This is a genomic window from Mycoplasmopsis mucosicanis, assembly GCF_006546935.1.
In the GTDB taxonomy this organism is placed as follows: domain Bacteria; phylum Bacillota_I; class Bacilli_A; order Mycoplasmatales; family Metamycoplasmataceae; genus Mycoplasmopsis; species Mycoplasmopsis mucosicanis.
The window spans coordinates 28977-55711 of the sequence record NZ_SMDN01000004.1 but is presented as its reverse complement, the minus strand read 5'-3'; the positions used below and the strand labels follow the sequence as shown (position 1 = coordinate 55711).

General features: G+C 30.3%; 21 protein-coding genes and 10 tRNA genes. 2 read left to right on the top strand and 29 right to left on the bottom strand.

Features of this window, described 5'->3' with window-relative positions; genetic code table 4:
- Window positions 1–67 precede the first annotated feature (67 nt).
- From secDF to E1I18_RS01435, 5 genes are all read right to left on the bottom strand, one after another.
- Entirely contained in the window at window positions 68–2725 is a 2658-nt protein-coding gene (gene secDF, locus E1I18_RS01455) for a protein translocase subunit SecDF (protein ID WP_141483826.1), read from the bottom strand.
- Between the two features lie 160 nt (window positions 2726–2885).
- Window positions 2886–3842: a Holliday junction branch migration DNA helicase RuvB gene (gene ruvB, locus E1I18_RS01450; protein WP_141483825.1), complete on the bottom strand. Its 957-nt coding sequence runs from the start codon at window positions 3840–3842 to the stop codon at window positions 2886–2888.
- A complete protein-coding gene (gene ruvA, locus E1I18_RS01445; RefSeq protein WP_141483824.1) occupies window positions 3814–4425 on the bottom strand; it encodes a Holliday junction branch migration protein RuvA in 612 nt (203 codons plus the stop codon). Before ruvA ends, ruvB begins: the two co-directional genes overlap by 29 nt.
- Window positions 4426–4754: 329 nt before the next feature.
- Window positions 4755–4839 (bottom strand) — tRNA-Leu (locus E1I18_RS01440).
- Window positions 4840–4844: 5 nt separating this feature from the next.
- Window positions 4845–4920 (bottom strand) — tRNA-Thr (locus E1I18_RS01435).
- 119 nt (window positions 4921–5039) lie between these two features.
- Here E1I18_RS01435 and E1I18_RS01430 point away from each other — a divergent pair.
- The gene (locus E1I18_RS01430; protein WP_141483823.1) at window positions 5040–6020 is read left to right on the top strand and encodes an Eco57I restriction-modification methylase domain-containing protein; all 981 of its coding nucleotides are present in this window, start codon (window positions 5040–5042) and stop codon (window positions 6018–6020) included.
- A gap of 77 nt (window positions 6021–6097) precedes the next feature.
- Window positions 6098–7249 (top strand): hypothetical protein, encoded by a 1152-nt coding sequence (locus E1I18_RS01425; protein WP_141483822.1) that lies wholly within the window; start codon window positions 6098–6100, stop codon window positions 7247–7249.
- 120 nt (window positions 7250–7369) lie between these two features.
- On the opposite strand, the gene E1I18_RS01420 is transcribed toward E1I18_RS01425, so the two are convergent.
- The 24 genes from E1I18_RS01420 to E1I18_RS01305 all read right to left on the bottom strand — a co-directional run bounded on the left by E1I18_RS01420 (window position 7370) and on the right by E1I18_RS01305 (window position 26563).
- On the bottom strand, window positions 7370–7807 hold the full coding sequence (locus tag E1I18_RS01420) for a carboxymuconolactone decarboxylase family protein (RefSeq protein WP_141483821.1): 438 nt from the start codon (window positions 7805–7807) through the stop codon (window positions 7370–7372).
- A 103-nt stretch (window positions 7808–7910) separates the two neighbouring features.
- A tRNA-Val gene (locus E1I18_RS01415) sits at window positions 7911–7986 on the bottom strand.
- Window positions 7987–7990: 4 nt separating this feature from the next.
- Window positions 7991–8066, bottom strand: a tRNA-Glu gene (locus tag E1I18_RS01410).
- Between the two features lie 3 nt (window positions 8067–8069).
- Window positions 8070–8144: transfer RNA gene (locus tag E1I18_RS01405), tRNA-Asn, on the bottom strand.
- Between the two features lie 90 nt (window positions 8145–8234).
- Window positions 8235–8308: transfer RNA gene (locus E1I18_RS01400), tRNA-Gly, on the bottom strand.
- A 117-nt stretch (window positions 8309–8425) separates the two neighbouring features.
- A tRNA-Arg gene (locus E1I18_RS01395) sits at window positions 8426–8502 on the bottom strand.
- A gap of 49 nt (window positions 8503–8551) precedes the next feature.
- Window positions 8552–8628: transfer RNA gene (locus E1I18_RS01390), tRNA-Arg, on the bottom strand.
- A 5-nt stretch (window positions 8629–8633) separates the two neighbouring features.
- Window positions 8634–8709: transfer RNA gene (locus E1I18_RS01385), tRNA-Cys, on the bottom strand.
- A gap of 166 nt (window positions 8710–8875) precedes the next feature.
- Window positions 8876–9868, bottom strand: coding sequence for an NAD(P)H-dependent glycerol-3-phosphate dehydrogenase (locus tag E1I18_RS01380; protein ID WP_141483820.1), 993 nt, complete (start codon window positions 9866–9868; stop codon window positions 8876–8878).
- A 26-nt stretch (window positions 9869–9894) separates the two neighbouring features.
- Complete coding sequence (locus E1I18_RS01375) at window positions 9895–10281, bottom strand: hypothetical protein (RefSeq protein ID WP_141483819.1); 387 nt, start codon at window positions 10279–10281, stop codon at window positions 9895–9897.
- The gene (gene rsmA / locus E1I18_RS01370; RefSeq protein WP_141483818.1) at window positions 10281–11057 is read right to left on the bottom strand and encodes a 16S rRNA (adenine(1518)-N(6)/adenine(1519)-N(6))-dimethyltransferase RsmA; all 777 of its coding nucleotides are present in this window, start codon (window positions 11055–11057) and stop codon (window positions 10281–10283) included. The genes E1I18_RS01375 and rsmA overlap by 1 nt, the downstream gene beginning before the upstream one ends.
- The gene (locus tag E1I18_RS01365) at window positions 11044–11811 is read right to left on the bottom strand and encodes a TatD family hydrolase (RefSeq protein ID WP_141483817.1); all 768 of its coding nucleotides are present in this window, start codon (window positions 11809–11811) and stop codon (window positions 11044–11046) included. The genes rsmA and E1I18_RS01365 overlap by 14 nt, the downstream gene beginning before the upstream one ends.
- Before the next feature lie 6 nt (window positions 11812–11817).
- Window positions 11818–13155: a tRNA uridine-5-carboxymethylaminomethyl(34) synthesis GTPase MnmE gene (gene mnmE, locus E1I18_RS01360; protein ID WP_141483816.1), complete on the bottom strand. Its 1338-nt coding sequence runs from the start codon at window positions 13153–13155 to the stop codon at window positions 11818–11820.
- A gap of 72 nt (window positions 13156–13227) precedes the next feature.
- Window positions 13228–13301, bottom strand: a tRNA-Gly gene (locus tag E1I18_RS01355).
- A gap of 145 nt (window positions 13302–13446) precedes the next feature.
- A complete protein-coding gene (locus tag E1I18_RS01350; RefSeq protein WP_141483815.1) occupies window positions 13447–14724 on the bottom strand; it encodes a CNNM domain-containing protein in 1278 nt (425 codons plus the stop codon).
- On the bottom strand, window positions 14724–16157 hold the full coding sequence (locus E1I18_RS01345; protein ID WP_141483814.1) for a replicative DNA helicase: 1434 nt from the start codon (window positions 16155–16157) through the stop codon (window positions 14724–14726). The genes E1I18_RS01350 and E1I18_RS01345 overlap by 1 nt, the downstream gene beginning before the upstream one ends.
- Entirely contained in the window at window positions 16147–16602 is a 456-nt protein-coding gene (gene rplI, locus E1I18_RS01340; protein ID WP_141483813.1) for a 50S ribosomal protein L9, read from the bottom strand. The genes E1I18_RS01345 and rplI overlap by 11 nt, the downstream gene beginning before the upstream one ends.
- The gene (locus E1I18_RS01335) at window positions 16602–18560 is read right to left on the bottom strand and encodes a GGDEF domain-containing protein (protein ID WP_235888473.1); all 1959 of its coding nucleotides are present in this window, start codon (window positions 18558–18560) and stop codon (window positions 16602–16604) included. Before E1I18_RS01335 ends, rplI begins: the two co-directional genes overlap by 1 nt.
- A 14-nt stretch (window positions 18561–18574) precedes the next feature.
- Complete coding sequence (gene uvrA, locus E1I18_RS01330) at window positions 18575–21406, bottom strand: excinuclease ABC subunit UvrA (RefSeq protein WP_141483812.1); 2832 nt, start codon at window positions 21404–21406, stop codon at window positions 18575–18577.
- Window positions 21407–21413: 7 nt separating this feature from the next.
- Complete coding sequence (gene uvrB, locus E1I18_RS01325; protein WP_141483811.1) at window positions 21414–23396, bottom strand: excinuclease ABC subunit UvrB; 1983 nt, start codon at window positions 23394–23396, stop codon at window positions 21414–21416.
- A gap of 124 nt (window positions 23397–23520) precedes the next feature.
- Entirely contained in the window at window positions 23521–23763 is a 243-nt protein-coding gene (locus tag E1I18_RS01320; protein WP_141483810.1) for a DUF2188 domain-containing protein, read from the bottom strand.
- Window positions 23764–23956: 193 nt separating this feature from the next.
- Entirely contained in the window at window positions 23957–24739 is a 783-nt protein-coding gene (locus E1I18_RS01315) for an MAGa3780 family membrane protein (RefSeq protein WP_141483809.1), read from the bottom strand.
- Window positions 24740–24888: 149 nt separating this feature from the next.
- Window positions 24889–25596 (bottom strand): UpaP162 family type II restriction enzyme, encoded by a 708-nt coding sequence (locus E1I18_RS01310; RefSeq protein ID WP_141483808.1) that lies wholly within the window; start codon window positions 25594–25596, stop codon window positions 24889–24891.
- Complete coding sequence (locus tag E1I18_RS01305; RefSeq protein WP_211334696.1) at window positions 25589–26563, bottom strand: DNA cytosine methyltransferase; 975 nt, start codon at window positions 26561–26563, stop codon at window positions 25589–25591. The genes E1I18_RS01310 and E1I18_RS01305 overlap by 8 nt, the downstream gene beginning before the upstream one ends.
- Window positions 26564–26735: the final 172 nt, after the last annotated feature.

Genomic DNA, 26735 nt, shown 5'->3' with positions numbered 1-26735 from the left:
CTGGCCTCCATAAAAAAATATCACTAAAAAGTGTAGTGATATTATTTTATTATATTAAGCAGTTATATTAAGCAATAAAATCGTTGATTCCGGCAAAAATTTGTTCATCATTTCCGGGTAATGCTCAATATTTTTCTTTGTGTCTTTTTTCAATTCCTCTTTGACGACGCATTTCAAGTTTGTTTCAAATTGACATTGTTACAAACATTGAACAAAGACTTACAACTAATGAAGCAAAAATCAATGTTATAGTGAATGAAAAGTCAATTGGGAATATGAATAAAGTTGCTATTAAATTGATTAAAATTAGGATTATTGTATTGAATAATGAACGTTTTAGATTGGCTCGCAATGCTTTGTTTGAGATTGCTAAAATTTGATCATTATTTAAATATGCATTATGAGCTTGAAGTGATGTAATTTCTTTCACTTTTGCAATCAAGGAAATTTTGTCACTGAGTGAGAATAAAATAAGTGAAGCAATAGCAACGATTGCTATTTTGTTGATGTAAAGACGAGTGATTGCTAAGAATGCTAAAACTAGTATAAATTCAAACAAAATAGAAACAACTACTGAAATTGCATAAGTTCATCTGTATCTGATCAATATGTAAACAAAAGCAATACCAATAGAAGCTAAAATTGCATACAGAGCAAATAAGGTATAGTTCAATGATTCGCTAGCACTTACACCAAAACTTAATACATCGAGACTTAAAGCACCAAAATTATTAATAACATCAAATTTAAATTGCTCACGAACATGTGTAGGAATTTGTTGTGTTGTTTTAATTACAAGGCTAAATGACTCACGATTTTGATCTAGTGGATTTAAAGTAATTAATTTGTCTAAATTTGCAATTTCTTTAAAGTTATCTTTGTGTGCATTTTGAATCAAGAATTGTCGTATTTGATTTGCTAATGGCTCATTTAAACTCGAACCTTCGCGACCTTGAATTGTGATATCAGTACCGCCTCTAAAGTCAATAGCACGACTAAATCCGGCCGCAAAATCTTTATTTATACCAGCAAATACTGAATAAATTATGATACCAACAACAACAAATATTAGGGATGCTCACAAGAATCATTTGGCCTTAGCAATAAAATTAAAGTTTTGCAATTTTGGTTGATAAGATGGATGAAGTTTTTTTGGACGCAAACCACATAGACGTGGATGGTTGATAAATAATTTTGAGTTGGCAATTAAAGTTGTACACAAACGTGTTATAAATAAAGTAGCAAAAGTTATCGCAAGTACTGAAAATACAATACTTATACTGAAATTCCGAATGTCTTGAAGTCCTAAATAGAACATAACAAAGGAAGCTAAAAGAATTAAAATGTTGGAGTCAAGTAAGCTTGGTAAAGTAGAACGCATAGTTGTTGCGACTGCTTTACGCATTTTTTCACCTCGATAAAGTTCTTGTTTAAGACGCGAAAGTGTTACAACATTAGCATCAAAGGAAATCGCTAGTCCAATTAATACTGCACCAAAAGTTATTGGTGAATATTCTCCACGTAGAACAGTAAATAAAGTTAATGTTAAGAAGACATAAAGAGCAATAGAAATTGTGCTTAATGCACCTAATAAACCATAGTTTACTAGCAACATAATTGCTAAAAATGTAAATACAACACCTATAGCAATTAGTGAGAGTGCAAATGCATTATTTGTTGATTCTGCAGTTATAAAGTTAGATGAAACTACTTCAAGATCATATTGTGAAGTACCATAATTTATTTCTTCTGCCAACTGTTTAGCAGCTTCTTCATTGAATGGTTCACCTGAAGCATTATTTCCAATGATAAATCTATCTCCATTAAGAGGTCTATTTACTCCAACTTTGTTAACAAGATATCTATCTGCTTTAATTGAGTGCAGTTTTAAAATACCTTCTTGATTTTGGAATCGTGGTTGTTGACCAACATAAACAAAGTTATAAGGGTTTTTTTGTGCGGCTGTTCAGTCTGATGAATATTTTGATCTAGCAATTTTTACTAATTCATCAATGTTTAACCAAGTTAATAAAAATTTCTCACCATTTGGTTTTTTTGATAAATAATCAGTCAATTTGGTTCATTCAGCCTCTGAAGCACGATTTTTTAAGTGCGCTTCAACAACAAAAGCATTGCTTCCGAATGAATTAAATGAATGTCTTGCGCTGCTAATCGGAGGAACAAAAGTACGTAAAACTTCACTTGCATCTTGTCTGCTAATAACATCTTCTCAGTCAATTTTGTTGTTTTCGGTAGGTTGGACAAAAACACCATTTCTAAAAAGTGGTTGACCTGAAACATCAGTGAAAATTAGAGTAGATTTAGTGGTTACTAAACTTTCAAACTTCTTACGGTCATCAGCGCTTAATCGACCGCTTTTAGAAATTTTGATATTATCATTACCCTCTAAAGACACAATCGCATCACTAAAAGATGAACCATCATTGATTCTACTTTGGATCGAGTTTGCTATATCCAAACCTTTAATCTTGCTATTTTTGTCTCGGTTTTTAATTTCAATCAAAAACTCTTGACCACCATCATACTCAACAGATTTTTTAACATTTTTTGATGTGTAAGCAGTAGTACCAGCAACAATTGAAGCTACTGCACCCGTTAAGATAAAAAGTGATAAAAACCATCTTTTTCATCCGTTTAATGAAAAAACTTTCTTCCAAGTTTTTGCACTAAAAAGATTCTTAAAAAACATTTTAACTTTATTCATAATACAATTTTATATTATATATAAAAGATATATTTTTGAGTTCTTAAATTGTAAAAGATTTTATGCTTTTATTGTAAGCACATTTTGACCAAAATACTCATTAAATGTGTATTTTGGTCAAAACGATAAAATAAATCCTTCCGAACGGAAGGAATAAATATTATTGATGAATATAATTTTTAAGTAAGTAATTCACACCTTGAGTTGTAATTCTTCTACCACGAGGACTTTTTTCAATTAGCTTAAAAAATAGTAATAAGGGTTCAATTTCATAAAGTATATTTTCACGTTGAAAGTTTAAAATTCCAGACAACGAATCCAGTGATGCACTCTTATCATCAAAAGTGTCACTTAATACTCTTAAATACTCTAGATGTTCGCGGCCTAAACCTAATTCATAAAGTTCAAGATACTTAAATGTTTGCATAACAGTCTTTTTCGAAATGATTGATTCATTATTTTTAATACTGAAATCATAAATTCGTTTGAGTAAATGAATAGCAACACGCGGTGTTGCTTTAGAATATTGAGCCACAATTTTTCAAACACTTTCTTCAGCCTCAATTTTCAATATTTTCTGTGCATTCTTAATAATTTTGAGTATATCTTCTATTGAATAAGGATTTAGGCGTCCTTGAAGACCAAATCTATCACGCAAAGGTTGACTAATTAAATTTATTTTTGTTGTGGCACCAATCAGTGTAAAAGGTTTTAGGTTCATTCTCATTACTTTTGAATTACCCTCAGGTCCAATTATGATATCAATTTTGAAATCTTCCATTGCTGAATAAATAAGTTCTTCAACATTCTTGTTAATACTGTGAATTTCATCAATGAAAACAATATCACCAGTATTTACCTGCGCAAAAACACTCAAAATGTCTGCTTTTTTCTCGAGCAATGAACCTTGTAAATAATGAACTTTTACGCCTAATTCATTGCTTAGAATGCTAGCTAAAGATGTTTTTCCAGTTCCGGGTGGTCCATAAAAAAGAATATGATCCAAAGTTTCATTACGGTGTTTGCAACCGTTAATCATTGTTTTTAGTGTGGTTGTTAATTTTTCTTGTCCCACAAATTCATCAAAATTATGCGGACGTAAAATTAGTTGTTTCATTTTCCATTTGTTTTCCAGTCATTACATACATTGCTTGTTGGATAATAACTTCAACATCATTTGATGTTGGTATTGCATTAAGAGCTTCATCAATTTGTTTTGGTTTAAATCCTAAAGTTTTTAGTGTTTCTCTAGCTTCTTCAATTACGTTTGTAGCAGCAACAACTTGACTAGCTTTTTTATTATTTATTATTTTTGCTCATTTATCTGATAATTCAGCAATAGTTAGTCTTGCAATTTTAGGACTTAAATATGGAGTCTTTAAAATACCATCAACATCACCTAAACTTATCATACTTGCTATTTTTTCTCATCCTTGATTCAACAAGTTAAAGGCAACTTTTGGACCAACACCATTCAATGAAATTAAATCAATAAATAGTAATCTTTCTTTAAAATCTTTAAAAGCATAAGTAGCTTGGTAATAATCATTTTTAATATCAAAAAGGTATAGTTTCAACTTCATTTTTGCTTCAACTCGTTCAGGTTGAGGCATTATCAAACTATATCCTACTCCGCTTGATTCAAAAATTAAATTTGAGTTATTTTTATATATAACCTCGCCAACACGATATAAAATCATTTATCTCCTTAAAATTATTTGTATTTGTAGTTTCAAAATATAGTGGATTTTTTATAAGCTAATATTATTAACTTAACATGTAATAAAAAAGATTGCAAAGTCTGTTCCATATAGTAGCTCCTTTCTTTTTCACTACGCACTTATGATATTTTTATTTGTGCATTTATAACGCTAATGTTTTCCATAATAAATAATGTGGAAAACTAACAAAAAACAACAAAAAAATACTCAAAAATGAGTATTTTGGTAAAAAAGTAATGAATTTATAATGTTGATAAATAAGTTAATAAAAAAAGTTGCTTTGAGCAACTATTGGTGAAAAAAACATTTGGTGCGCAAGAAGGGACTTGAACCCTTACGCCGTGAAGCACTAGAGCCTAAATCTAGCGTGTCTGCCAATTTCACCACTCGCGCATAAATGGTGCCGGCTATAGGACTCGAACCTACGACCTACTGATTACAAGTCAGTTGCTCTACCAACTGAGCTAAGCCGGCATAAATGCTTTACTATTATATAATATGCGGTAAAAAAATATAGAAAAAATTTTATTTTTTTGCAACCATAAAAATAATTAAAATTTAGTAAGATAATAATATTAGTTATAGAAGGAAATATGGATAAAAAACTGCAGAAAGGTCAATTTTTTACAGAACAAGATGTCTTTGAAAACAATGATGTTTTTATTGATTTTATGCAAAAGAACAATCTTTGAAATAAAAAGATATTAGAACCTTTTGCAGGCTCGAATAACTTAATTAAATTTTTACAAAAGATAAAACCACAGATAAATTATCGTTCTTATGATATAGAACCAAAAAATAAAAATGTTTACAAAAATGATAGCATCAATAATTGAAATTATCAGGGTTTTGATCTTGTAATAACCAATCCTCCATACTTGTCAAAACATTCAGCAAAAAGAATGAAAATTGATGTGGACTTTGGTGATTTTGATGATCTTTATAAACTTTCTATTTTTAAATGCATACAAAATGTACGATTTACAGTTGCTATAATTCCTACAACTCTAATAAATTCCAATCGAAAAAAAGATAAAATATTAATTCAAAAACTAATTGCATTTCAACTCTTACCTAATAAACAAAATTTCAAAGACACTGAACATCCAGTTGCTTTAGCATATTTCGATAACTTAAAAAATAATGAGAATATTGATTTTGATATCTATGAAAACAATAAGTTTATTGAAAAATACTCAAATTTAATTGAAATAGAGAAATCTATATTAAAATCAACAAACACACATGAAATTATATTTAACAAACCTAACGGGAATGTTTGTGTAAATACCGGAGACAATACATTAGATAAATCAAATATTAGATTTTTAGAAGGAGAATGACTTAGCAGCGATGAAGTCAAGACGACAGACCGTCACAAGGTTAAATTAGAAATCAGAGGAATTGAAATAACTCAACACCATATTGATAAATTAAATAATAAAATCAATGAACTTCGACAAAATAAATGTGATTATCTTTGAGCATCATTTAAGGGTGTATCAAAAAATGGTCATTTTCGCAAGCGAATTGACTTTGGAACTATAAAGAGAATAATCAATGCTGTTTTATAGCATTGATTTTTTTCGTTCACAATGCTAAATATATGAATAAGACACAAAATTCTATAAAATTTAATTAAGGAGGCATAATGAAACTAAAAAATTTAATGTTAGCACCAATTATCTTAGCTCCATTAAGCGTTGCTTCATGTTCTATTTTTGGCGATGATTATGAATCAGATAAAATAGACTCACATCTAAGAAAGCATGCTTATTTTTGAAATCTATATACAGACTTTGATGATGAAATTATATTTAGAGATTTAAACGCACCTAAACACACCACAAAGACTTTTATTAGCGAAAAAAATCTAAGAAATAACGAGTACAAAAACTACTCTCTTTCGCATGGTCGTGATTTAATTGTGTTGCGAAAAGTCGGTTCTAAACCTTTTAATTTGAATTACAATTCTTATTCTTATGGTAGTGATTCTCCTGACTACTACGAAAGATTTCATACTGAAAACATAAATGGTATGGAAGTAGATGGTCGAAAATATTTTTTATTAAATCTCGGAGTCAAAAATAATTCAACCTTCAGCGGTTTAATTCACAATACCTCTTGAGCAATAAAAACAGGTGCTGAACTTAAAGAAGCTTCAGATAATTTAGATAAATTTTTCAATAGCGTTAATGTATTTATCCCTCACGATCAGAGTAATAATATAGATCTTTACGATGAAGTAAGGAAAAAAGTTAAAGGTTGAGAAAAAGTAATAAATAACAACAAATTCTTTTATAAAGAAGCGAATAAAGACAAAAAATATTTTGTTTTCCAAGCAGCAATTCTTAATCAATGAATTTGATCAAGATTAGATGATAAACCTACTACAATTTTTAGTTATGTACCAATGATAAAAAATGGAAAATTAACAATTCAACCTTATATTTATAATAGACCTCTAACGGATAAAGACTTCGAGCAAGGCAGATACATATTCAATAATTTATCACGATCAATTTCATATGTAAATTATGTATTTGATCTCGAGCAACTCTCAAAAGATCTTAATATTAAAGAGAGTGAATTCGATAGAAAAAAACATGTGTTTATTGACCACAAAAATTACTTCAAAAACTTTGAAGAAAGTGTACCTAAAAACAAAATTAATAATGTTGTGGAACTTGTTTTCTATTTAAGCTCAAAATTTTTTAGTAAAAAAGGTATATCTTCATATATTGAATCTAGCGCTGTTGATGCAAGGTGAGATGGAGCACGTTTTGATACAGAAGATCATTAATTAGATATCTTTTAAAAATTAATCTATCATCTTTAATAATCTAAAAAAGACTCATTTTTTATAGCAAATGAGTCTTTTTAGTATTCAATGTTGTATTGAAAAAATATATTTAACAAAAATTTATTTGTGTTGGTGTTTTGCAATCAATCCAACTCTATTTCAAGCATTCATTATAATTGCAGTCATTACAAGTAATGCAATTTCATCTTCACTGAAATATTTTGATAATTCTTCTACAGTTTCATCTCTTAGGTTTCCTTCAGAAATGAGTGCAATTTCTTCACACATTTGAAGAATTGCTCGTTCTGCATCACTAAACAATGGTGATTCTTTTCATGTGGAAAGAGCAATGATTCTTCTATAGGTTTCACCAGCCTCTACTGCTATTTTTCAATGTATTTCAAGACAGTATGCACAACCATTAATTTGTGAAGTGCGCATTTTAATAAGTTCAATTAACTTAACATCTATTCCTTTTGAAGCAATATATGATGTTGCAACGTTTAAACCTTCAAGTAATTTAGGGTCAATTTTACCAATAACTATCTTTTTGGCCATTTTTTTCTCCTTTTTTGCATTTTTTGCTTTTTATAGACTATTTCATTATAGCAAAAAAACTTATAAAAAAAACTAGCAACGCTAGCAAGGTGTAAAAAACAAATGGTGGAGAATAAGGGGCTCGAACCCATGACCTACGCCTTGTAAGGGCGCCGCTCTCCCAACTGAGCTAATTCTCCAAAATGGCAGTCTGTACGGGACTCGAACCCGTGCGTGCATGGATGAAAACCATGTGTGTTAACCACTTCACCAACAGACCAAATGGCGCCGATTGCGGGGATCGAACCTGCGACCAACTGGTTAACAGCCAGCTGCTCTACCGCTGAGCTAAATCGGCATTGCAAAATTGCTTATTAATTATAAATGAAATAAATTTATTTCAAAATAATTTTTTTACATTTTTGCATTTTAGGTGTTTTAAAACAAATGGAGCAAACGAGGGGAATCGAACCCCCATTACTAGCATGGCAAGCTAGAATTTTGCCATTAAATTACGTTTGCATTTGCAAAATAAATAATACCATTTATTTTTATATAAAAAAGAAAAAAATACAAATTTTTTATAAAAAAAAATCTTAGGTAATAAACCTAAGATTAATGACTTTAATATTAAAGATATGGCGCGCCCGGCAGGAGTTGAACCCGCAACCTCTAGGGCCGAAACCTAGCACTCTGTCCAGTTGAGCTACGGGCGCAGTAATTTTAATAAAAAAATCCTTTTAAGGATTTGGTGCATAAAGCATATGGCGCGCCCGGCAGGAGTTGAACCCACAACCTCTTGGGCCGTAACCAAGCACTCTGTCCAGTTGAGCTACGGGCGCATAAATGGAGGCACCAACCGGATTCGAACCGGTAAATCAAAGTTTTGCAGACTCATGCCTTGGCCATTTGGCTATGGTGCCATTTTGCTAAAACATTATACAATATTCTGCTTTAAGTGCTAAATAATTATACATATTTGATTTCATTTAAAAAACATTTTTTTGTGAAGTTTGCTAGATATCTATATTTGACCAAAAGTACTCAAAAATGAGTATTTTAAAAGAAAAAAATGATTTAATTAAGTCTCTAAATTTGAGCAAAAAAACTTAATAAATCATTTTGGTGAATTTTTAAATCTAAAACATTAACAATATTTTTTAATAGTGGTGTATTAAGAAGAGGATATTTTTCAAATATATCAATCAATATTTTTGCTGTATTATAACCTTCAACTGTTTTGGTATTAAGCGATAATGCTTCAACTACACCAACACTTGCAACTTGTAAGCCAAAACTATAATTTCTTGATGTTGTGTTGAGACAAGTTAAAACAATGTCTCCAATTGCAGATAGTTCATAACCACTTAAAGGATTTGATTGAGGATAAATAGTAAGTGCAATATCTTTGATCTCTTTAAGTCCAATTGAAATTAGTGCTGGTGCTAAATTTTTAGCAGGATATAGTGCAGAAGCAATTCCTATTCCAATTGCTAATACATTTTTTAATGCTGAATAAACCTCTGATCCATCTTCGTCATTATTCGTGATTAATTTAAATGTATCATTATTAAATAATTTAGTAATAGAGTCAAGAAATTGAGTATTTTTGCCAACTGCATTAATTAAAGTTAGGTGATTATTAAATACCTCTATAGCAAAAGAAGGACCGATTAGACTACAAATATTTTTGAGGTTTTTTGACATAATTTCAGAAATAATTTTTGAAAAAAATTGTTTCGATTCTTTATCTATACCTTTAGAAACATTGATAACATTAACACTTCGTTCACCTAAGGTCTCTTTTATTTTGTGTAAAACTGATGTAATAACTGGTGTAGGTACTGCTAGAACTATTGTTTCAGCATCATTTAATGCTAATTTTAAGTCATTTGTTGCATGAACTAGTTGTGGATTATTAAATTTCGTTTTACCAAAATATTTTGAATTATAACCTTTGTTTATATCATTAATTTCAGTTTCATCAATACCTCATAGGCAGACTTGATGGTTATTTTTTGATAGTACAGTCGCAAGCGCTGAAGCTCATGCACCTGTACCGATAAATGCAATTTTACTCATTTTTTACCCCGAATTCAACATTTATTTTATTTTACATTACTTTTATGTTTTTTTAATGAAGTTCAATCAAAACTGAAGAATTTATATTTTTTGTAGCTTTTAAGACCTAAATCATTGTTGCCTTCTCTTATTAATTTAATACTTTTTTTATAAAAAAATCAAGCAAAAAATCTAAATGCACAATGAAGATACAAAAGAACAGAAACCACAGTTAAAATGCTTAAACCAATTATTCAGCCAACTTCAGCACCTCTAGTAAGAAACAACATCCCTAAGCCAAAATTTACAACAATAGCAATCAAAAATCAAAATTCAGCAAACTTAATTTTTTGCTTAATTTTTTTATCAACTAAATCAGGATTTGAAACAACATTATTTATTTCTTCATTGAAATCTAGTTCTAAAATACTCATTATTTCTCCAATTCTCAATATAATCCAACAATTTTATCAAGTTCCAATTCTTGAATACGTGTGTTGTCACCTAAATTAAGTGTTTTGTATGCTTGTGTTATTTTTTCAACGGTGTATTTTGATTTAAGACTTCAAATTAATTTTTTTCTTCTTGAAAGAAAGCAAAGTTTAAAAAAGTCTTTTAGGTGTTCAAAATTGTTGTCTTTTGTGTCTTTAAAATCAATAACAACAATTGCAGAATTCACTTTTGGAGCAGGACTAAAAGCTGTTTTATTAACAAAAAGTTCTTTTGAAACATTTGCAACATATTGCACTGTAATTGAAAGTTTTGAGTACTCAGGTGAATTAATTTTAGCTATTAGTCTTTGTGCTACTTCATCTTGAACCATCAATGTAGCTTTTTTAATTAAATGACGATTTTCAATAATTTTAAAAATTATTTCGCTAGTGATGTAATAAGGTATATTTCCAACAATTTCATAACCTGCAAACTCATCAAGATTAGATTTTAAAAAATCTCCCGAGACAATTTGATCACTAGTCAAAATTTTATTACTAGTTAAATAATTTATCATATCAACATCAATTTCAAATGCTTTATACTCTAAAGCAGATGAAACTAAATGAGTGCTTAATGCGCCCATTCCCGGGCCAATTTCAATAATTTTTTTGCCTTGTGGAGCAATAATTTCAATAATTTTATTGATAATATTTGAGTCAATTAAAAAGTTTTGACCAAACTTTTTCTTTGCAGTATATTCACTATTTTTTTGCATTTAAATTAAAAAATTCCTTTGCATTTTTTTGAACTTGTTGAGCAAATTTTTCAGGAGACATTTTTTTAATACCAGCCAAAAACATTGTTGTATAAATAACATTTTCACTAACATTTTGCATCCCTCTTTTAGGGATTGGGCTAAGGTAAGGTGCATCAGTTTCAGTTAATATTTTTTCAATAGGCAATCAGTCAACTACTTCAATAAGTTTGTCTGCATTTTTGTATGTTATTGTTCCGCTTATACTGAAAATTGTGTTGTATTGGGCAAATTTCTTTGCTCAATACAAGTCGCCGCTGAACGTGTGAATCATAAACTTTACATCCGGATAACTTTTCAATACTTCATATAGATCTTCATAAGAATCGCGCATATGAATAACAACTGGTAAGCTATGTTTTTGAGCAACTTTAATTTGTGCATGCAATGATTCAAGTTGAATTGCTTTTGGAACACTGTCTCAATAATAATCAAGTCCAATTTCTCCAATTGCTTTAACACTTTTATCAATTTGTGCTTCTAATTCAACACCATCTTGAGCACCTTTTGCATTGTTAGGATGAATACCAATAACTGCATAGACGTTTTGATGAATAGACGCTAGACGTTTTATTTCTTCATTTTCGCTTAGACTGCAACCAGTGATCATCATTATTGAGACACCATTTTCGATTGCATTTTGAATAATTTGACTTGGTTGATCGTAGTATTCTTTCAGTGGATGAGTGTGTGCATCAGTAAATTTTATTGACATTATGACCTACTTTCCTAGACAAAAATTTTTAAACATATCATCAAGCAATTCTTCATTATCTGCTCGTCCAGTAATATCAACTAAATTTTTCCATGCTTCAGTTATATCAATTATGACCAAATCACTATAAACACCTTGTTCAAGTGCATTTATAGCAACATCAATATTATTTTTTGCCTTTTTAATTAATGAAAGTTGACGAGCATTTGAGACATAATCCTTATCATCGAGATCAATTGAACTAAATTTATCAACTAAAGCGTCTAGAAGTTGTTGAATATCATTGTTCTGCGCACTGATTGCTATTGAATCTTTTGGTCAATAAGAAAGGTCTTTTTTGTTTCAAACACACAAGTATTGCTTGTTATATTTTTTGACCAATTCACTGACTTTTGAGTCATATTCGTCATTTTTTTGAGTGGTGTCACACACATGAATAACGATGTCTGAATTTTTGATTTGTTCAAAACTTTTTTCAATACCAATTTGTTCAGCTTTTGCTTGTGCTTCACGAATTCCGGCAGTATCAATAAGTTTGAATAGCATACCATTGTGTTGTCAAGAAGCCTCAACAACATCACGAGTTGTGCCGGCTTCATCAGTAACTATTGCTTTTTGCTCACCTAATAAGCAGTTGAGCAATGAACTTTTTCCAACATTTGGCTTACCAACAATTGCGACTTTTATACCCTCAAAAAGCAGTCTAGAGTCTTCACTATGTTTGACTAAATCATTGATTTTTGTTTGTATTTGGAGTAATTCTTCGTGTAAACCTTTATCAAGAATTCTTTCAACATCATCGTATTCTGGATAGTCAATATTTACTTCAATTTTTCCTATCAATTTCATTAATCAACTGCGCAAATTATCAATCATTTGTGATGTTTTTCCATCAAATTTTTGCACTGCTAATTCTGTTTGAATCAATGATTGAGCATGAATTAAATCATTAATTGCTTCAGCCTTTACCAAATCCATTTTGCCATTAATAAAACTTCTTCTTGAAAATTCACCAGGAGTTGCTAATCTTGCACCATTTTGCAATATTAATTCCAATATTCTATTGGTTATAACAACACCACCATGACAATTGATTTCAACAGTTGATTCTCCAGTGAAAGTATTGGTTCCAATAAATCACATAACTAAAACTTCATCAATAATTTTATTATTGTTGAAGTTATCTATTATGTAGCCGTATGTAATTGAGTGATTTTTGCCAATTTTTCCAGTGAAAATTTTTGAAACAATTTCCACACTCTCTTGTCCGCTTACTCTAATTATTGAGATGGCCTGATTAATCTTACCACCTGCTGAAATTGCTGCTATTGTGTCATTTATCATAGTTGTAATTTTACCTTATTTCAGTGTATTAAAAAAAGCAGTCTACTGCTTTTTTCGGTGTAATTAAACAAATGGAGCGGATGACGAGAATCGAACTCGCATAGTCAGCTTGGAAGGCTGAAGTTCTACCATTGAACTACATCCGCAATTTGCTCAATTATTATAAATCATTGTTGTTAAATTCAAAAGAAAAAAATAACTTTTTTTTCTGTGGAAGTTTTAGTCAAAAATTTGACCAAAAGTACTCAAAAACGTGTGTATTAGTAAATTAAACTAAAAGTAGTGCATACATTATGAAATAACTTGTGTGTCTATATTAATTGGTGCATTATTACCTATTTCAATTTCAAATCTAAAATGCTTATGCTTGGTTGAAGGGGTTGAAATAACTTTAAAAAATACACCGCAGAACTCAAATTTAGTATTTTTGTGTAATTTTTGTTTAACTTGTTTATGAGCTCATTGCTCTAAATTTAATACAAGATCACTTTCATCAAGTTCAAAATCAAGTTCCATTGTACTTAAAATTTTACGCATCTGAACATTTCCGCTGGCTTGAAATAATTCTAGACTGATTTCGAAGATTTCTTCAACCTCTTCTTCATCAAATTCATCATATATTTCGCCTACTATTTCTTCAATGATGTCTTCAATAGTAATTACTCCGAGCACTTGTGAACTAGAATTATTGTTTGTTACAAAAGACATTTGAGCACGTTGTGAGCGCATTTTTTCTAATGCTTTAGCCAGTGTAATATTTGCGCTTACTGTTGGAATTGTTTTAAGATGATCAATTACTTTGCCTCTTTCTAAATGAAAAATGTCTTTAAGCAGTACAATACCTAGAAAATTACCATCTTTTTCAATAGGCAAACGTGAATAATTAGTCTCTTTAAACATTTCTAAAGCTTCAGAGATTGATGCTTTGTAGTTCAGATATGAGAGGTCTTTTACTTTAATATAATGCTTGCGTACTCGAGTTGCGTCAAGATCTAATGCGTTTTGAGCCATTATACTTTCATTGGCTTCCAAAACTCCTTCTGTGTGTGCTACATCAATTAAGTTTTTAACATCTTGTTCAGTGTTTGTGACATAAATTTTGCTACTTAACTTACTGATAATTCAGCAAATTGGGAAAAATATTCAATAAAGACCTTCTAAAATGTAGCAAAAGGCTTTTGCTACTTTTTCAGGGTAAGATTTAGCAACTAATTTAGGAACAATTTCGCCTAAAATAACGATAACTGGTGTTAATATTGTTGTTGAAATTAGTGCTGAATATTGTGTTGCACTTTGAGGCAGAGAGACTGAAAACAAGTAGGCAACAGCAGTTGAAAGACCAATATTTGCAATGTTATTACAAATCAAAATTAAGGCCAATACACGATTAAAAAAGTTATATTGCTTCTTAATAATTCTTGCACCAAATTCCTTACGGTCAATCATTGATTCAAGTTTGCCGGGATTGAGTGATGTATAAGCAGTCTCAGCAGCACTAAAAATAGATGAACAAGCGAGTAGAAAAATTAATATTGGAATTAAAACATAAATCAAATAGTTCGGAGGCATTAGTTATCACCTTCTTTTGAAATAGATGGATTATAGAAATTAATGTTTGTAAATTTTGCATACTGAGGTAGAAATCTTAAATCAATCTTTCCAGTTTGTCCACCACGGTGTTTTGCGATTAAAAGTTCAGTAACTTCACCTAATTCTCGACCATCAAAACTATCAGTTTTAATTTCCTTGGTCTTTGAATTGTAGTAATTTTCGCGATATAAAAACATAACCATATCTGCATCATTTTCAATAGAACCAGATTCACGCAGGTCGGCTAAATTTGGTCTTTTGTCTTCACGTAATTCAGTTTGACGATTCAATTGTGAAAGTACAATTATAGGAATATTGAGTTCAAGAGCTAATGTTTTAAGGCTTCGTGAAATTCTAGTTATTTCCATTTGTCTATTGTCTGAACCACCATTTGCCTTGCGTGATTGAATTAATTGCATATAGTCAACAACAATAAGGTCAATAGGTTCAACTTTGTGAAGTCGGCGACACTTTCAAAGAAGTGTTTGAAGTTCATTTTCATAGGTGTTATCAATAAATATATTGAGTTTATCAATGTTATTAATCTTTACTGAGTTGATTTTTAATATTTCTTCATCAGTAAGGAGTTGAGGTTTTTTAAGTTTAAATTGATCAACACATGCAGCCATTGAATAAATACGTCCCATAAGTTGTTTAGGTGGCATTTCAAGACTAAAAAATGCCACTCGTCGCTTGCGGTCGCTTCCTTTTTTGTTTTGTCGTGAAACATTAACAGCAATATTTAGGGCCAATGCAGTCTTACCAATACCAGGACGAGCGGCCAAAATTATCATTTCAGCTCCATGCATTCCTTGAGTAATGCGGTCTAAGTCTTCATAACCTGTAGGAATACCGCTAATTGAGTCCATATCTGCATTTCGAAGAGTATTTAAATCATTATAATATTCATCTGAAACACTTTTTGCAGTTAAAAAATCTTCACCATTTTTAGCTCGGTCAATATCAACTAACAATTTTTGCATCTCTAAAGCAATTGCATCAGGATCTAAATTTTTATCTAGTCGGCTAAGTTTATTTTGAAGTTCAATAATTTTGATTTCTATTGATCTTAATTTTGTTAATCTGATAAGTTCTTCAAGATAAATTTGAATATTTGAAGGTATGCCTGCGTTTGTATAAATATCAATTAAAAGAAGGTTAGTAATTGATTTTTCATTGGTTTTTTGAGCTAAATTAAGTACTGATTCATTATTGATTGATGAATTAGTATTAAAAAGTTTCTCTAAAATTAAGAATAATTTTTTGTGCTCAAATATAGCAAAATCTTCCTCAAGCAAGTAAGGAAGAATACTATGTGCATAATTAGCATCAGAAAGTACAATGCCTAAGAGATTTTTTTCATATGTAGCATTGATGTGAATGGAATGAGGCTGAGGCTGATTATTTAACATCGACACTTACCTCAACTTTTAGCTTAGCAACAATGTCTTTGTAGATATTTATTTCTATTTCATGTAAGCCATTTGAAACAATATGTACTTTTTGCACAGCATATTTATCTAGTTTGTAGCCTTTTTTAACTAAATCTTTGATGATATCTTTTGTTGAAATTGATTTGTGAACAATTAAATTACCGTGTGCATCAATTAATGCATTTAAAACATATGTTAGTTTATCGTTCTCAATTTTTTCTTTAAGTTTGAGTGCTTCAGCACGCATTTCCATTTCGTTAGCTGTTAAATCGCTTAATCTTTTTTGCAGTTGACGTTGAGTTGTTTCGTTGTATGCAACTCCATAACCTTTTGCGATTAGATAGTTTGTTCCATAACCTGGTGAAACCTCAATAATTGTGTTTGCTTTACCATGTTGTGAATCTTTAATTAATATTATTTTCATTATTTTGCCCCCACTATTGCTTGTTTAATATTACTAATAAATGTTTCTAAATCTTCATTTGAAACTGCTGCAGCAGCACTAAAACCACCACCGCCACCAACATTTTCACATATTATTTGAACATTTGTCTCAATTCCTCTTGCTGAAAGTTTTAATTTTTGAGACTTGTCTTGGCGCGCAACTACAAAACTAGCTCGACGGCCATCTATTCGTAAAACTTCTTCAGCAGCAATTGATATCAAATCGTCGGAAACACTGATATCTGAGTATGCTAGGAAAAATCCTGGTTTAATTTCTTGTAAATTTTTGAGCAATTTATTGACCACTTGTTGAGTTTGCGAATCAATTTTTAGTGCATTGGCAGCTGTTGATGAGTTGGCACCTTTTTGTTCAAGTCAACTTGCTGCTTCAAATGTTTTGCTTGTTACTTGTTTTTGAAATTGCAGTGTGTCTAAACAAATTCCATTTAAGAGTAATTGTGCAGTAATTAACTCAATATTGATATTTTGTTTAGCAAAGATTAATAACTCAGTCACTAATTCAGAAGCTGATGAAGCCGATGTTGTTACAATTCGATTTTGTTTAGGAGCAAAATCGATTGATAATTTAACTCTATGATGGTCAAGAATAAAGATGTTTTCTGATTTAACTTTCTTGATTGCATCTGGATTATCAGTACGTGAAGGATGCGAATTATCAACAAAAAACACAATTGTTGATTCATTAGAAAGTTTATTTGCTTGTTGAGGACGAATAAATCTGTTCTTAATTACATCTCAATATTGAGCAAGCACTTTTTTAGTTGTTTCATCTTGACTTATTGAACAAATATAAGCATTTTTGCCATAATGCGACGCAAGCGCATAAACTCCCATCGCAGCACCTATAGTATCTAAGTCAGCAACACTGTGACCATAAATTATTACATTGCTTATTGACTTATCAAGCATTTTTTTCTCAAGAATATTAGCAAAAGTTCTTATTTGTGTACGATCTAACGAAGGTAGAATTTCAGTAGTTGATCCAAAATAGCGAGTTGGTTCATAAGGCGACATAACCACAACTTGATCGCCACCACGTCGGCGAGCATGCAGCAATGCTTCTTTTGCTAAATTAGCTTTTATTGATAAATCATTTACACCATAAGCAAAACCAGCAGACACAGACACAACTATATTGTTGTTTGTTGTTTTTAACATATCGTGCAGTGAATTGAAAAACTCAAATTTTAACTCCATTAATTCATTAAGGGTTTTTTTGTTCATCAATATTAAGAAGTGACCTTCAGTAATGTTTTGGCGATAAACAAAGTTATATTTTTCAACTAAAGAGTCTAAAAGTTTAATTATTCCTTTGTTTAAATTATAAAATTCATCATTAGTCAATGTAGATTGATACAAATCTAAATTATCAATTTCAAGTTGTCCTAATACTGGAAGTTCATCATCATATAACTGTAATGCTTTTGTTTCAAGTGAAATATCTTTTATTGATAAGTAGTTGTCTAACTCTAAATATTTCAATAAATATGTATTGTTTTCATACATAAATTCGTATTCTTTGGTTCGACTTTCGATTGTTATTTTTAGGGTTTTAAAAAACTCACTCAACCTTGTACCAACCAATTTTTTACCAAATCGTTCACGTATAAAATTAGTCGTATGAATTATGTTTCCACCAGTATCGAAAACTAACATTCCAACATTATTGTGTTTCAATATTTCATCAACATATTTTGAATAAGATGACTTAATATTTGATTGCATACAAATGAATGACTTGATACTTTGAGTTGAAAAAATGCCTATTAAAACAACACTAATTATTAGCGCCATAGTTAATGTAATTGACCAAATTACTGAATTATGAGTAAAAAACATTACAACTGAGCCAATTAACACAGTTGAACTTAAAATGCTTGCAATTATGTAAAGAATAAATTTGGTTTTTACATTCATATTTTAATTATATATTAGTTTAAATATTTAGATAAATATTGACCAGTGTATGAATTAGGATTTTTTGCAACTTGTTCAGGTGTTCCAGTTGCAACAATTCTACCACCATTAATTCCGCCTTCGGGTCCTAAATCAACAATATAGTCAGCACACTTAATAACGTCTAAATTGTGTTCAATAACCAGTACAGTGTCGCCATTATCAACAATTTTATTCAGTACGCTTAATAGTTTTTCAACATCATAAGGATGCAGTCCCGTGGTTGGTTCATCAAGAACATATACAGTCTTTCCGGTAGGTTTTTTTTGTAAATATGTGGCTAACTTAACTCTTTGTGCTTCACCACCCGAAAGTGTAGTTGAAGGCTGACCTAATTTGATATAACCTAGTCCAATTGACTGAATTATTGCTAATTTTTCTTTAATTTTTGGTCTATTTATAAAGAATTCATAGGCTTCATCAACACTCATTTCTAATACTTCAGAAATATTTTTTCCTTTATATTTTACTTCTCTTGTTTCAAGTGTATAACGTTTACCATCGCATTCATCACAAGCAATATAAACATCAGGTAAAAAGTGCATTTCAATTTTGATAACACCATCTCCGCTGCATTTTTCACATCTTCCACCCGGCACATTGAAACTAAAATTTGATTTAGTATAGCCTCTTGCTTGTGCTTCATTTGTTGAGGCAAATAATTCACGAATATCGTCGAATACTGATATGTGTGTAGCTGGTGTTGAGCGTGGTGTTCGACCAATTGGAGATTGCGAAATAGGTACAACTTTATCTATTGCATTTAGATTTGTTATTGATTTAAATTTGCCAATTTTATCAGTGCTCTTATTGAGTACTCTTTGAATACCTTTAACAAAAATTTCATTGACTAAAGTACTTTTTCCTGAACCACTCATACCAGTGACTGCAATTAATTTGCCTAATGGAAACTTAACATCAATATTTTGCAAATTGTTTTCTTTTGCACCAATAATGGTCACTACTTGGCCATTACCGCTTCGTCTGCTTTGAGGCACAATGATTTGTTTATTTTGACTTAAATACTGTCCTGTAAGTGAATTTGGTTCATTCATTATGTCTTGTATTGAACCTTGAGCCACTATTTCTCCACCTTTTTCACCAGCAAATGGACCTATATCAACAATGTGTTCAGCTGCTTTAATTGTTTCTTCATCATGCTCAACTACTATTAAAGTATTGCCAATTTCTACCATATTTTTCAATGTAGCAATCAAACGTTCATTGTCTCTTTGGTGCAAACCAATTGAAGGCTCATCAAGCACATAAAGAACACCAGTTAAATTAGATCCAACTTGTGTAGCTAGTTTAATTCTTTGACTTTCTCCACCTGATAATGTCTCAGCACTACGATTTAAATTTAAGTATCCTAGTCCAACATTTTGCAAAAATTTTAGACGGTTTATCAGCTCACTTAATATCAATGCAGACACTTGTTTTTGTGTATCATTTAACTTAATATTTTCAATAGCAAATAATGCTTCATCTACTGAAAAACGTGTATATTGGTCAATATTCTTGTCGTTAATAAGCACTGCTAGAGCGTACTTGTTTAGTCTTGCATAATTACATTTTGAACAAGGAAATGAACCCATATATTTTTTAAGTCAGTCTCTTATTGCTTCTGAACTAGTATCCATATATTTACGTTCAACGATGTTTAAAATACCCTCAATTCTTTTGTATCTTCGAGTTTTATTTCCAGCAGACGAAACCAAAACATAGTCAATTTCCTCATCTGAACCATACTTAATAATTTTTAAGTCTTCTTCACTCATTTCTTCAATTGGAATACTTTTATCAATGTTGTAATGGTTAAGCAAAATATCAAACTCTTGTCACTCAAGATTTTGTGTATTGACTGTGTTTTCGAAGATTTTTATTGCTCCTTGATTAATACTTCTTCAAGGTTCAGGAACCAATGCATCAAAACTTGCCTTTAGATCAACTCCAAGACCTTTACATTGACTACATGCACCAGCAGGAGAATTAAAAGAAAACAAACGTGGCTCAATTTTTGGCATTTCAAAGTCTTTGAAAGGGCAAGAGTGCAATTTAGAATATGTCTTAATTTCGCCTTGCACAGTTTCAACTTTTACTACACCTTTTGAGTATTCAGCAGCTAGTGAAATTGCTTGAGAAATTCAAGCTCTGTTCTCTTCATCAAGATTTACACGGCCAACTACAATATCTATACTGTGTTTGCTATTTTTATCTAGTTCGATTTTATCGTCAAGTTTGTATATTTGTCCATCAATCTTTACACGATTAAATGCATCTTTGCGCAATTTTTCCAATAAATTTGCATGAGTTCCTTTTTCATTTTCAACAACAGGACTCAAAATATCAAGTTTTGTGTTTGGAGCAAAATTATAAATAGAATCTAAAATATCTTTATTACTTTGAGATTTAATTTCTATTTTGTGACGCGGACAAAAAGGTGTTCCAACACGAGCAAAAAGCAATCTTAAATAGTCATAAATCTCAGTTACTGTACCTACAGTTGAGCGAGGGTTATTGTGTGTAGTTTTTTGTTCAATAGCAATTGCTGGACTAAGTCCATCAATTGCATCAACATCAGGTTTATTGGCTCCACCTAGAAATTGACGAGCATAATTGCTTAAACTATCAACATAACGTCTTCGTCCTTCTTCATAAATTGTGCTAAAAGCTAATGAAGATTTACCCGAACCACTCAGACCACTAAAAACAATCAATTTATTTTTTGGTAAAACTAGATTGATGTTTTTTAAATTATTTTCTCTTGCTCCTTTAATGGTTATAAATTCTTTTGTTGAATTTGCCATATTTCTCCTATTTTTTCTCTAATTCAATAATTAAGTCTCTAATTTCAATAGCTTTTTCATAATCAAGTTCTTTTGCTGCTTGTTCCATTTTTGACTTGAGTTCTTCTAAAAGTTGCGCTTTTGCTTTCTTATTTTTTGCTTTTGCGCGATTATCAGAAAGAAAAAAGCTTATTTGTTCATCTTTTGCATCGTCTAGCATACTTTCTGGAATTTCTTTAATTATGGTTTTTGGAGTTATGTTATGTTTTGTGTTGTATTCAATTTGTAATTGCCGTTTTTCAAGATTATCAGCAATGCACTCTTGCATACCTTTTGACATTTTATCTGCATAAAATATAACTCTACCATTAGCATTTCTAGCAGCTCTACCAGCAATCTGAATCAATGATTTAGTGTCTCTTAAAAAGCCTTCTTTATCAGCGTCCAAAACAACAATTAAACTCACTTCAGGCAGGTCAATTCCTTCACGTAAAAGATTGATTCCAATTACTGTATCATACACACCTTTTCGCAGTTTAATAAGTATTCTATTTCGCTCAAAAGTATTGTGTTCTGAGTGTATAAAGGCAATTTTTTCGCCTTTTTCAAGATAATGTCTTGTGAGTTCTTCGGCTAGTCTTTTGGTAGTTGTTAAAATCAATGTACGTTCATTATTTTGCTTTTGCTTTTGCAGTTCATCATAGATATTTTCAACTTGATTTATTGAACTACGAACCTCAATTTTAGGGTCTAAAAGACCAGTTGGACGCACATATAAACGAGTTAAAACTCCGTGTGTTTTATTTAATTCATATTGCTCAGGTGTTGCTGAAATATAAATGGTTTGAAAATCAAATGCATTTTCAAACTCTTCAAAAGTTAAAGGTCTATTATCTAATGCAGAAGGCAGTCTAAAACCATAATCAACTAGTGTTTGCTTGCGTTGTCGATCACCATTATACATACCGCGCAATTGAGGAAGCATCATGTGTGATTCATCAATAATTAGGAGTGGATTTGAGTATTTTAAGTAATCTAAAAGTGTGTAAGGACGTTCGTTTGCTTCACGTCTATCAAAGAATCTTGAGTAGTTTTCAATTCCACTGCACACACCAAATTCGCTCAATGATTCCATATCGCGACGTGTGCGCTCTTCAATTCTTTGTGCTTCAATTAATTTATTATTTTTAGCAAAATATTCAATACGTTCATCGAGTTCAATACCTATTTTTTTAACAACTTCTTGAGTAAGTGAATCACCAACCGTGTAGGCATCGCCAGGGAAAATACGATATTTGCTAAATGAATCAAATTGAGCAAGTGTTAAAGGATGACAAGTTGAAATCTTCTCGATTTCATCTTCTCAAAAGTCAACTTTAATTAAAAATTCAGAACTGTGTGCAGGTCTAATTAATACAGAATCTCCTTTAGAACTAAATGTTCCAAGTTGCATATCAACATCATTTCGTTTGTAGTTTTTCAGTATTAATTCTTTAAAAAAGTCTTTTGGTTTGTATTTGTCACCTACTGAAATGTAGAAAATTTGTTCACGATATTCTTCAGGGTTTAATGCACCATAAATAGCAGATACCGAAGCTACAACAATGGTGTTTTTATCAGTCAAGATTGAATTATATGTAGACATTCGCATTGCTTCAATATCAACGTTTGTTTGTGAATTCTTTTCAATATATGAATCTGATGAAGGAATATATGCTTCGGGGCGATAGTAGTCAAAATAAGACACAAAGTACTCAACTTTGTTATTTGGAAAGAAATTTTTTAGTTCACTATAAAGTTGGCTTGCCAATGTTTTGTTGTGAGAAAGCACTAATACTGGACGGTCAAATTCTTTAATCACATTTGCAATTGTAAAGGTTTTACCTGAGCCAGTAACACCTTTGAGAACTTGGAAACGCTCGCCATTTTTGATATTTTGCACAAGATCTTTAATTGCATAAGGTTGATCACCAGCAGGTTGATATTTTGCTACAAGTTTATAATTTGACATCTTCCTCCATGCTTGAAATTTATTAATCACTTGATCTTGTTTATATTAAATAATAAGAAAAAAATGCTTTTTTTATACAAAAAAAAGCAAAAAATTTGTATTTTTTACTTCATTAATAAAATAATTATTTTTTGGCTTTATTGCTAATTGAACCTCGCACCATACCGTTTGGTCGATGAATAATTACTGAACCATTACGTTTTTTTGTTAGTCCATTTGCATAGTCAATAGCTTCTTTTTGAGTATTAAATAGTTTGGTTGGTCGTGAATTACCAACACCTTTTACTTGTCATCTACCATTGTATGGTGTAACATGATAAACGGTTGCTAATTCTTTTTCGATTTGTTCAACATCTTTTTTAGCCATTTTTCTTCTCCGATTACATCATTTTCAGTATATTGATGAATGAATTTTTTCCTATATACACATTTTTGAGTACTTTTGGTAAAATCAATAATTTTTTTGTTTAAAAATAAAGTTTGTTTAACTCAATTTTTATAGAAAATCAATATATTCATATTATATGTTAAGAAGAAATTAATGTGTTATATATTTCAATTTAGTTGTCTTTTTTTTGCATTTTTTTGCGTTTTGCACAATATTGTTTCAATAAACCTGTGTAAGGAATCTTGTAAACTGATCTTCAAAATACACAAAGGCTTCAAGGTATTAGAAAACCTAATAGGAAAATGACTATATCCAATATTATAATTGTACCTAGTTTGCCACCTGGATAAAATAAAGGTTTGTTAAAGTTTAAAAATGAATATACAACTACACCAGTTTGATTATCTGATGTATATTTACCTCTTGAAGCAAAGAATAGAACAAAAGTAAATACAAAGTAAATAATAACAATACTTATTGCAAGTCTGTCTACTTTTGAGTCAAGACTAAAGGTTTTTCGCACTAAAAATAAAGCAATAAAACCTAAAATTGGATTAAGTGCATGAGTAATAGTTGATCGAGTACCAGAGTAAACTGTTTCTCATGTTTTTTTGTTTCATGATAATAATGCTCAATAAATAATGAATGTCACAGTAATTAAAGCAACTGAAACAAAGAAAACTCTCTTTAATTTAATTGAATTAGGTATAAATGCAACAATTACAAGCATAACACCTAAAAAGAAATTTGATAAATATGTGAAATAAAATATAGTTCCTGCTTGCTTAAACGCTGCATAAATGGTAGGAATACCATTTTGGATTTCGTCATTTGCATCATATTGAATTACATCAGCAATTACAAAAGACAATGATGTAAGTAGAACTATTAGTCCAAAAATTAGAAACACTACTTGTCATTTGTTTATTAATATAGAATTATTTTTTGTTTTCATTTGCTTATTATATTGATAAGTGTGAAAATATCAAAAAAATAATTTATAAAAAAGAAAAGTCAAGACTTTTTTAGATTTGACTTTTCCGTTTTTTTTATTTTTATAATTAGTCTGTTTCATATCACATATGAAACATGACTTACATAAATTTAGGTGATTTTATGAGCTATCATATTGTCTAAATAAGTAAATGTTTTTTTATTCGATATCTCGTCTGACTCACTTAATTTATTATCAGTATAGAATTTTTTACTTATATGAAGTCTTCCAGAAATTGGTTTATATTCTTTTCCTCAGTTTCGGTGATCTTGTGTAAAGCCTTTATCAAAAGATATTTCTTCAAGTGAATAAATATCAAAATCTGTAATCTTTACCTTATCAAGATATATTATTTCATTGTCATTGGTGCTGCGTGTATCAATTTCATATTTTATTTTTAAAATAATATAATAAAAATCTTTCTGTAGCAAAATATGTTTTGAGTAGTCTTTATATAATTGGTTAATTGCTGCAATTGCATTGTTAGCACTATTTCTATTTTCAGTTTTGACATTAACTAATAAATCATACTTTTTAGACGAGACTAAAAAATCATAGCTACACGATTGCGTTGAAGATTTATTGCGAAATATCTCGAAACTTTTTGAATAGTTCATAACATTTTTTAACTTTTGGTATATAAACTCTTCTAAAACATAACCAATTGCAGTTGATGATCTAATACAACTATCCTTTGACTTTAAAACATTTATATCTTCCGCTCTAATCTCAATTAAATAATTATAAACTTTAAAGATATTGTCTATTTCAGTTCTTAAAGTATATTTAATTTCCTTCAAATCGTTTCAATTAATCATTGTAAAAAATCTCGAGAATTATTTTAGCTATCTCATCAGATAATTTTGGTGGAACTGCGTTACCAATTTGTTTAAGAATATTTGACTTGGTAGATTTGAAAATAAAGTCATCCGGGAACGATTGCAATCGTGCCAATTCACGTGGAGTCATGACTCTATTTAGTTTTGGATGTACATGCACTCCACCATGATTTTCTTTAACTGTGGTTGATGGTTTATTGTAATATTGTCTTCTAAAAGCATCTGAATAACCATTCATAACACTTTTTCCTTCTGGAGTATTTTTAATTCTTTCTACCATTTGTGGAGTATGTTGTGTGAAAATATGGTTAAAATCATGACTTTCAGCTGCATTTTCAAGATCGTGTATTGCATCATAGACAGTTTTAAGTGGAAATTTAGTATTTTTTAGTCTTTCAATTACTAAGTCCACTTTGTCCTTGTTATTAAATGATGAACCTATAAAAATCACTCTTTCTCTTTTTTGTGGTACTCCAAAATTTGAAGCGTCAAGTAAAACATATTGAGAATAGTATCCTTTTTGGTTCAATGTATTCATAATCTTATCTATTACTAAATTACCATCGCTTTCTTTGAATGATAAAATGCCTTTAACATTCTCCAATACAAACAACTTAGGTTTGACTCTATCTATTATGTCAATAGTGTATTTATAAAGTTGATTTCGATGGTCGTTAGGATTTCTTTTACCAGCCATCGAATAACCTTGACAAGGAAATCCTCCAATAATTATGTCAATATTATTTTTAAATTTAGCTTCAATTTGATCTATTACATTTGGATCAGTTATGTCTTTTATTTGCTCGTTTTTATGAAAGTTCAAATTATATGTATCAAGAGCAGGTTGTCAATGTTCAACACTCTCCACGATATCAAAATCATTATGGTAAAAACCATATGTTAAGCCACCGCAACCACTAAATAAATCAATAATTTTCCTTTTCATTATGCTCTCTTTCTATTATTGAATTATACAAAAGTCTTGCTCTTGTATGACAACAAAAGCATTTTGTGATTTCAAATACCAAACAAAAATGAATCTCTAAGTTAATATTCAACTCAAGTTTAAGTAGATCAAAAATTAGGCTTTTAAGATGATATCTAACTTAAAACACTTT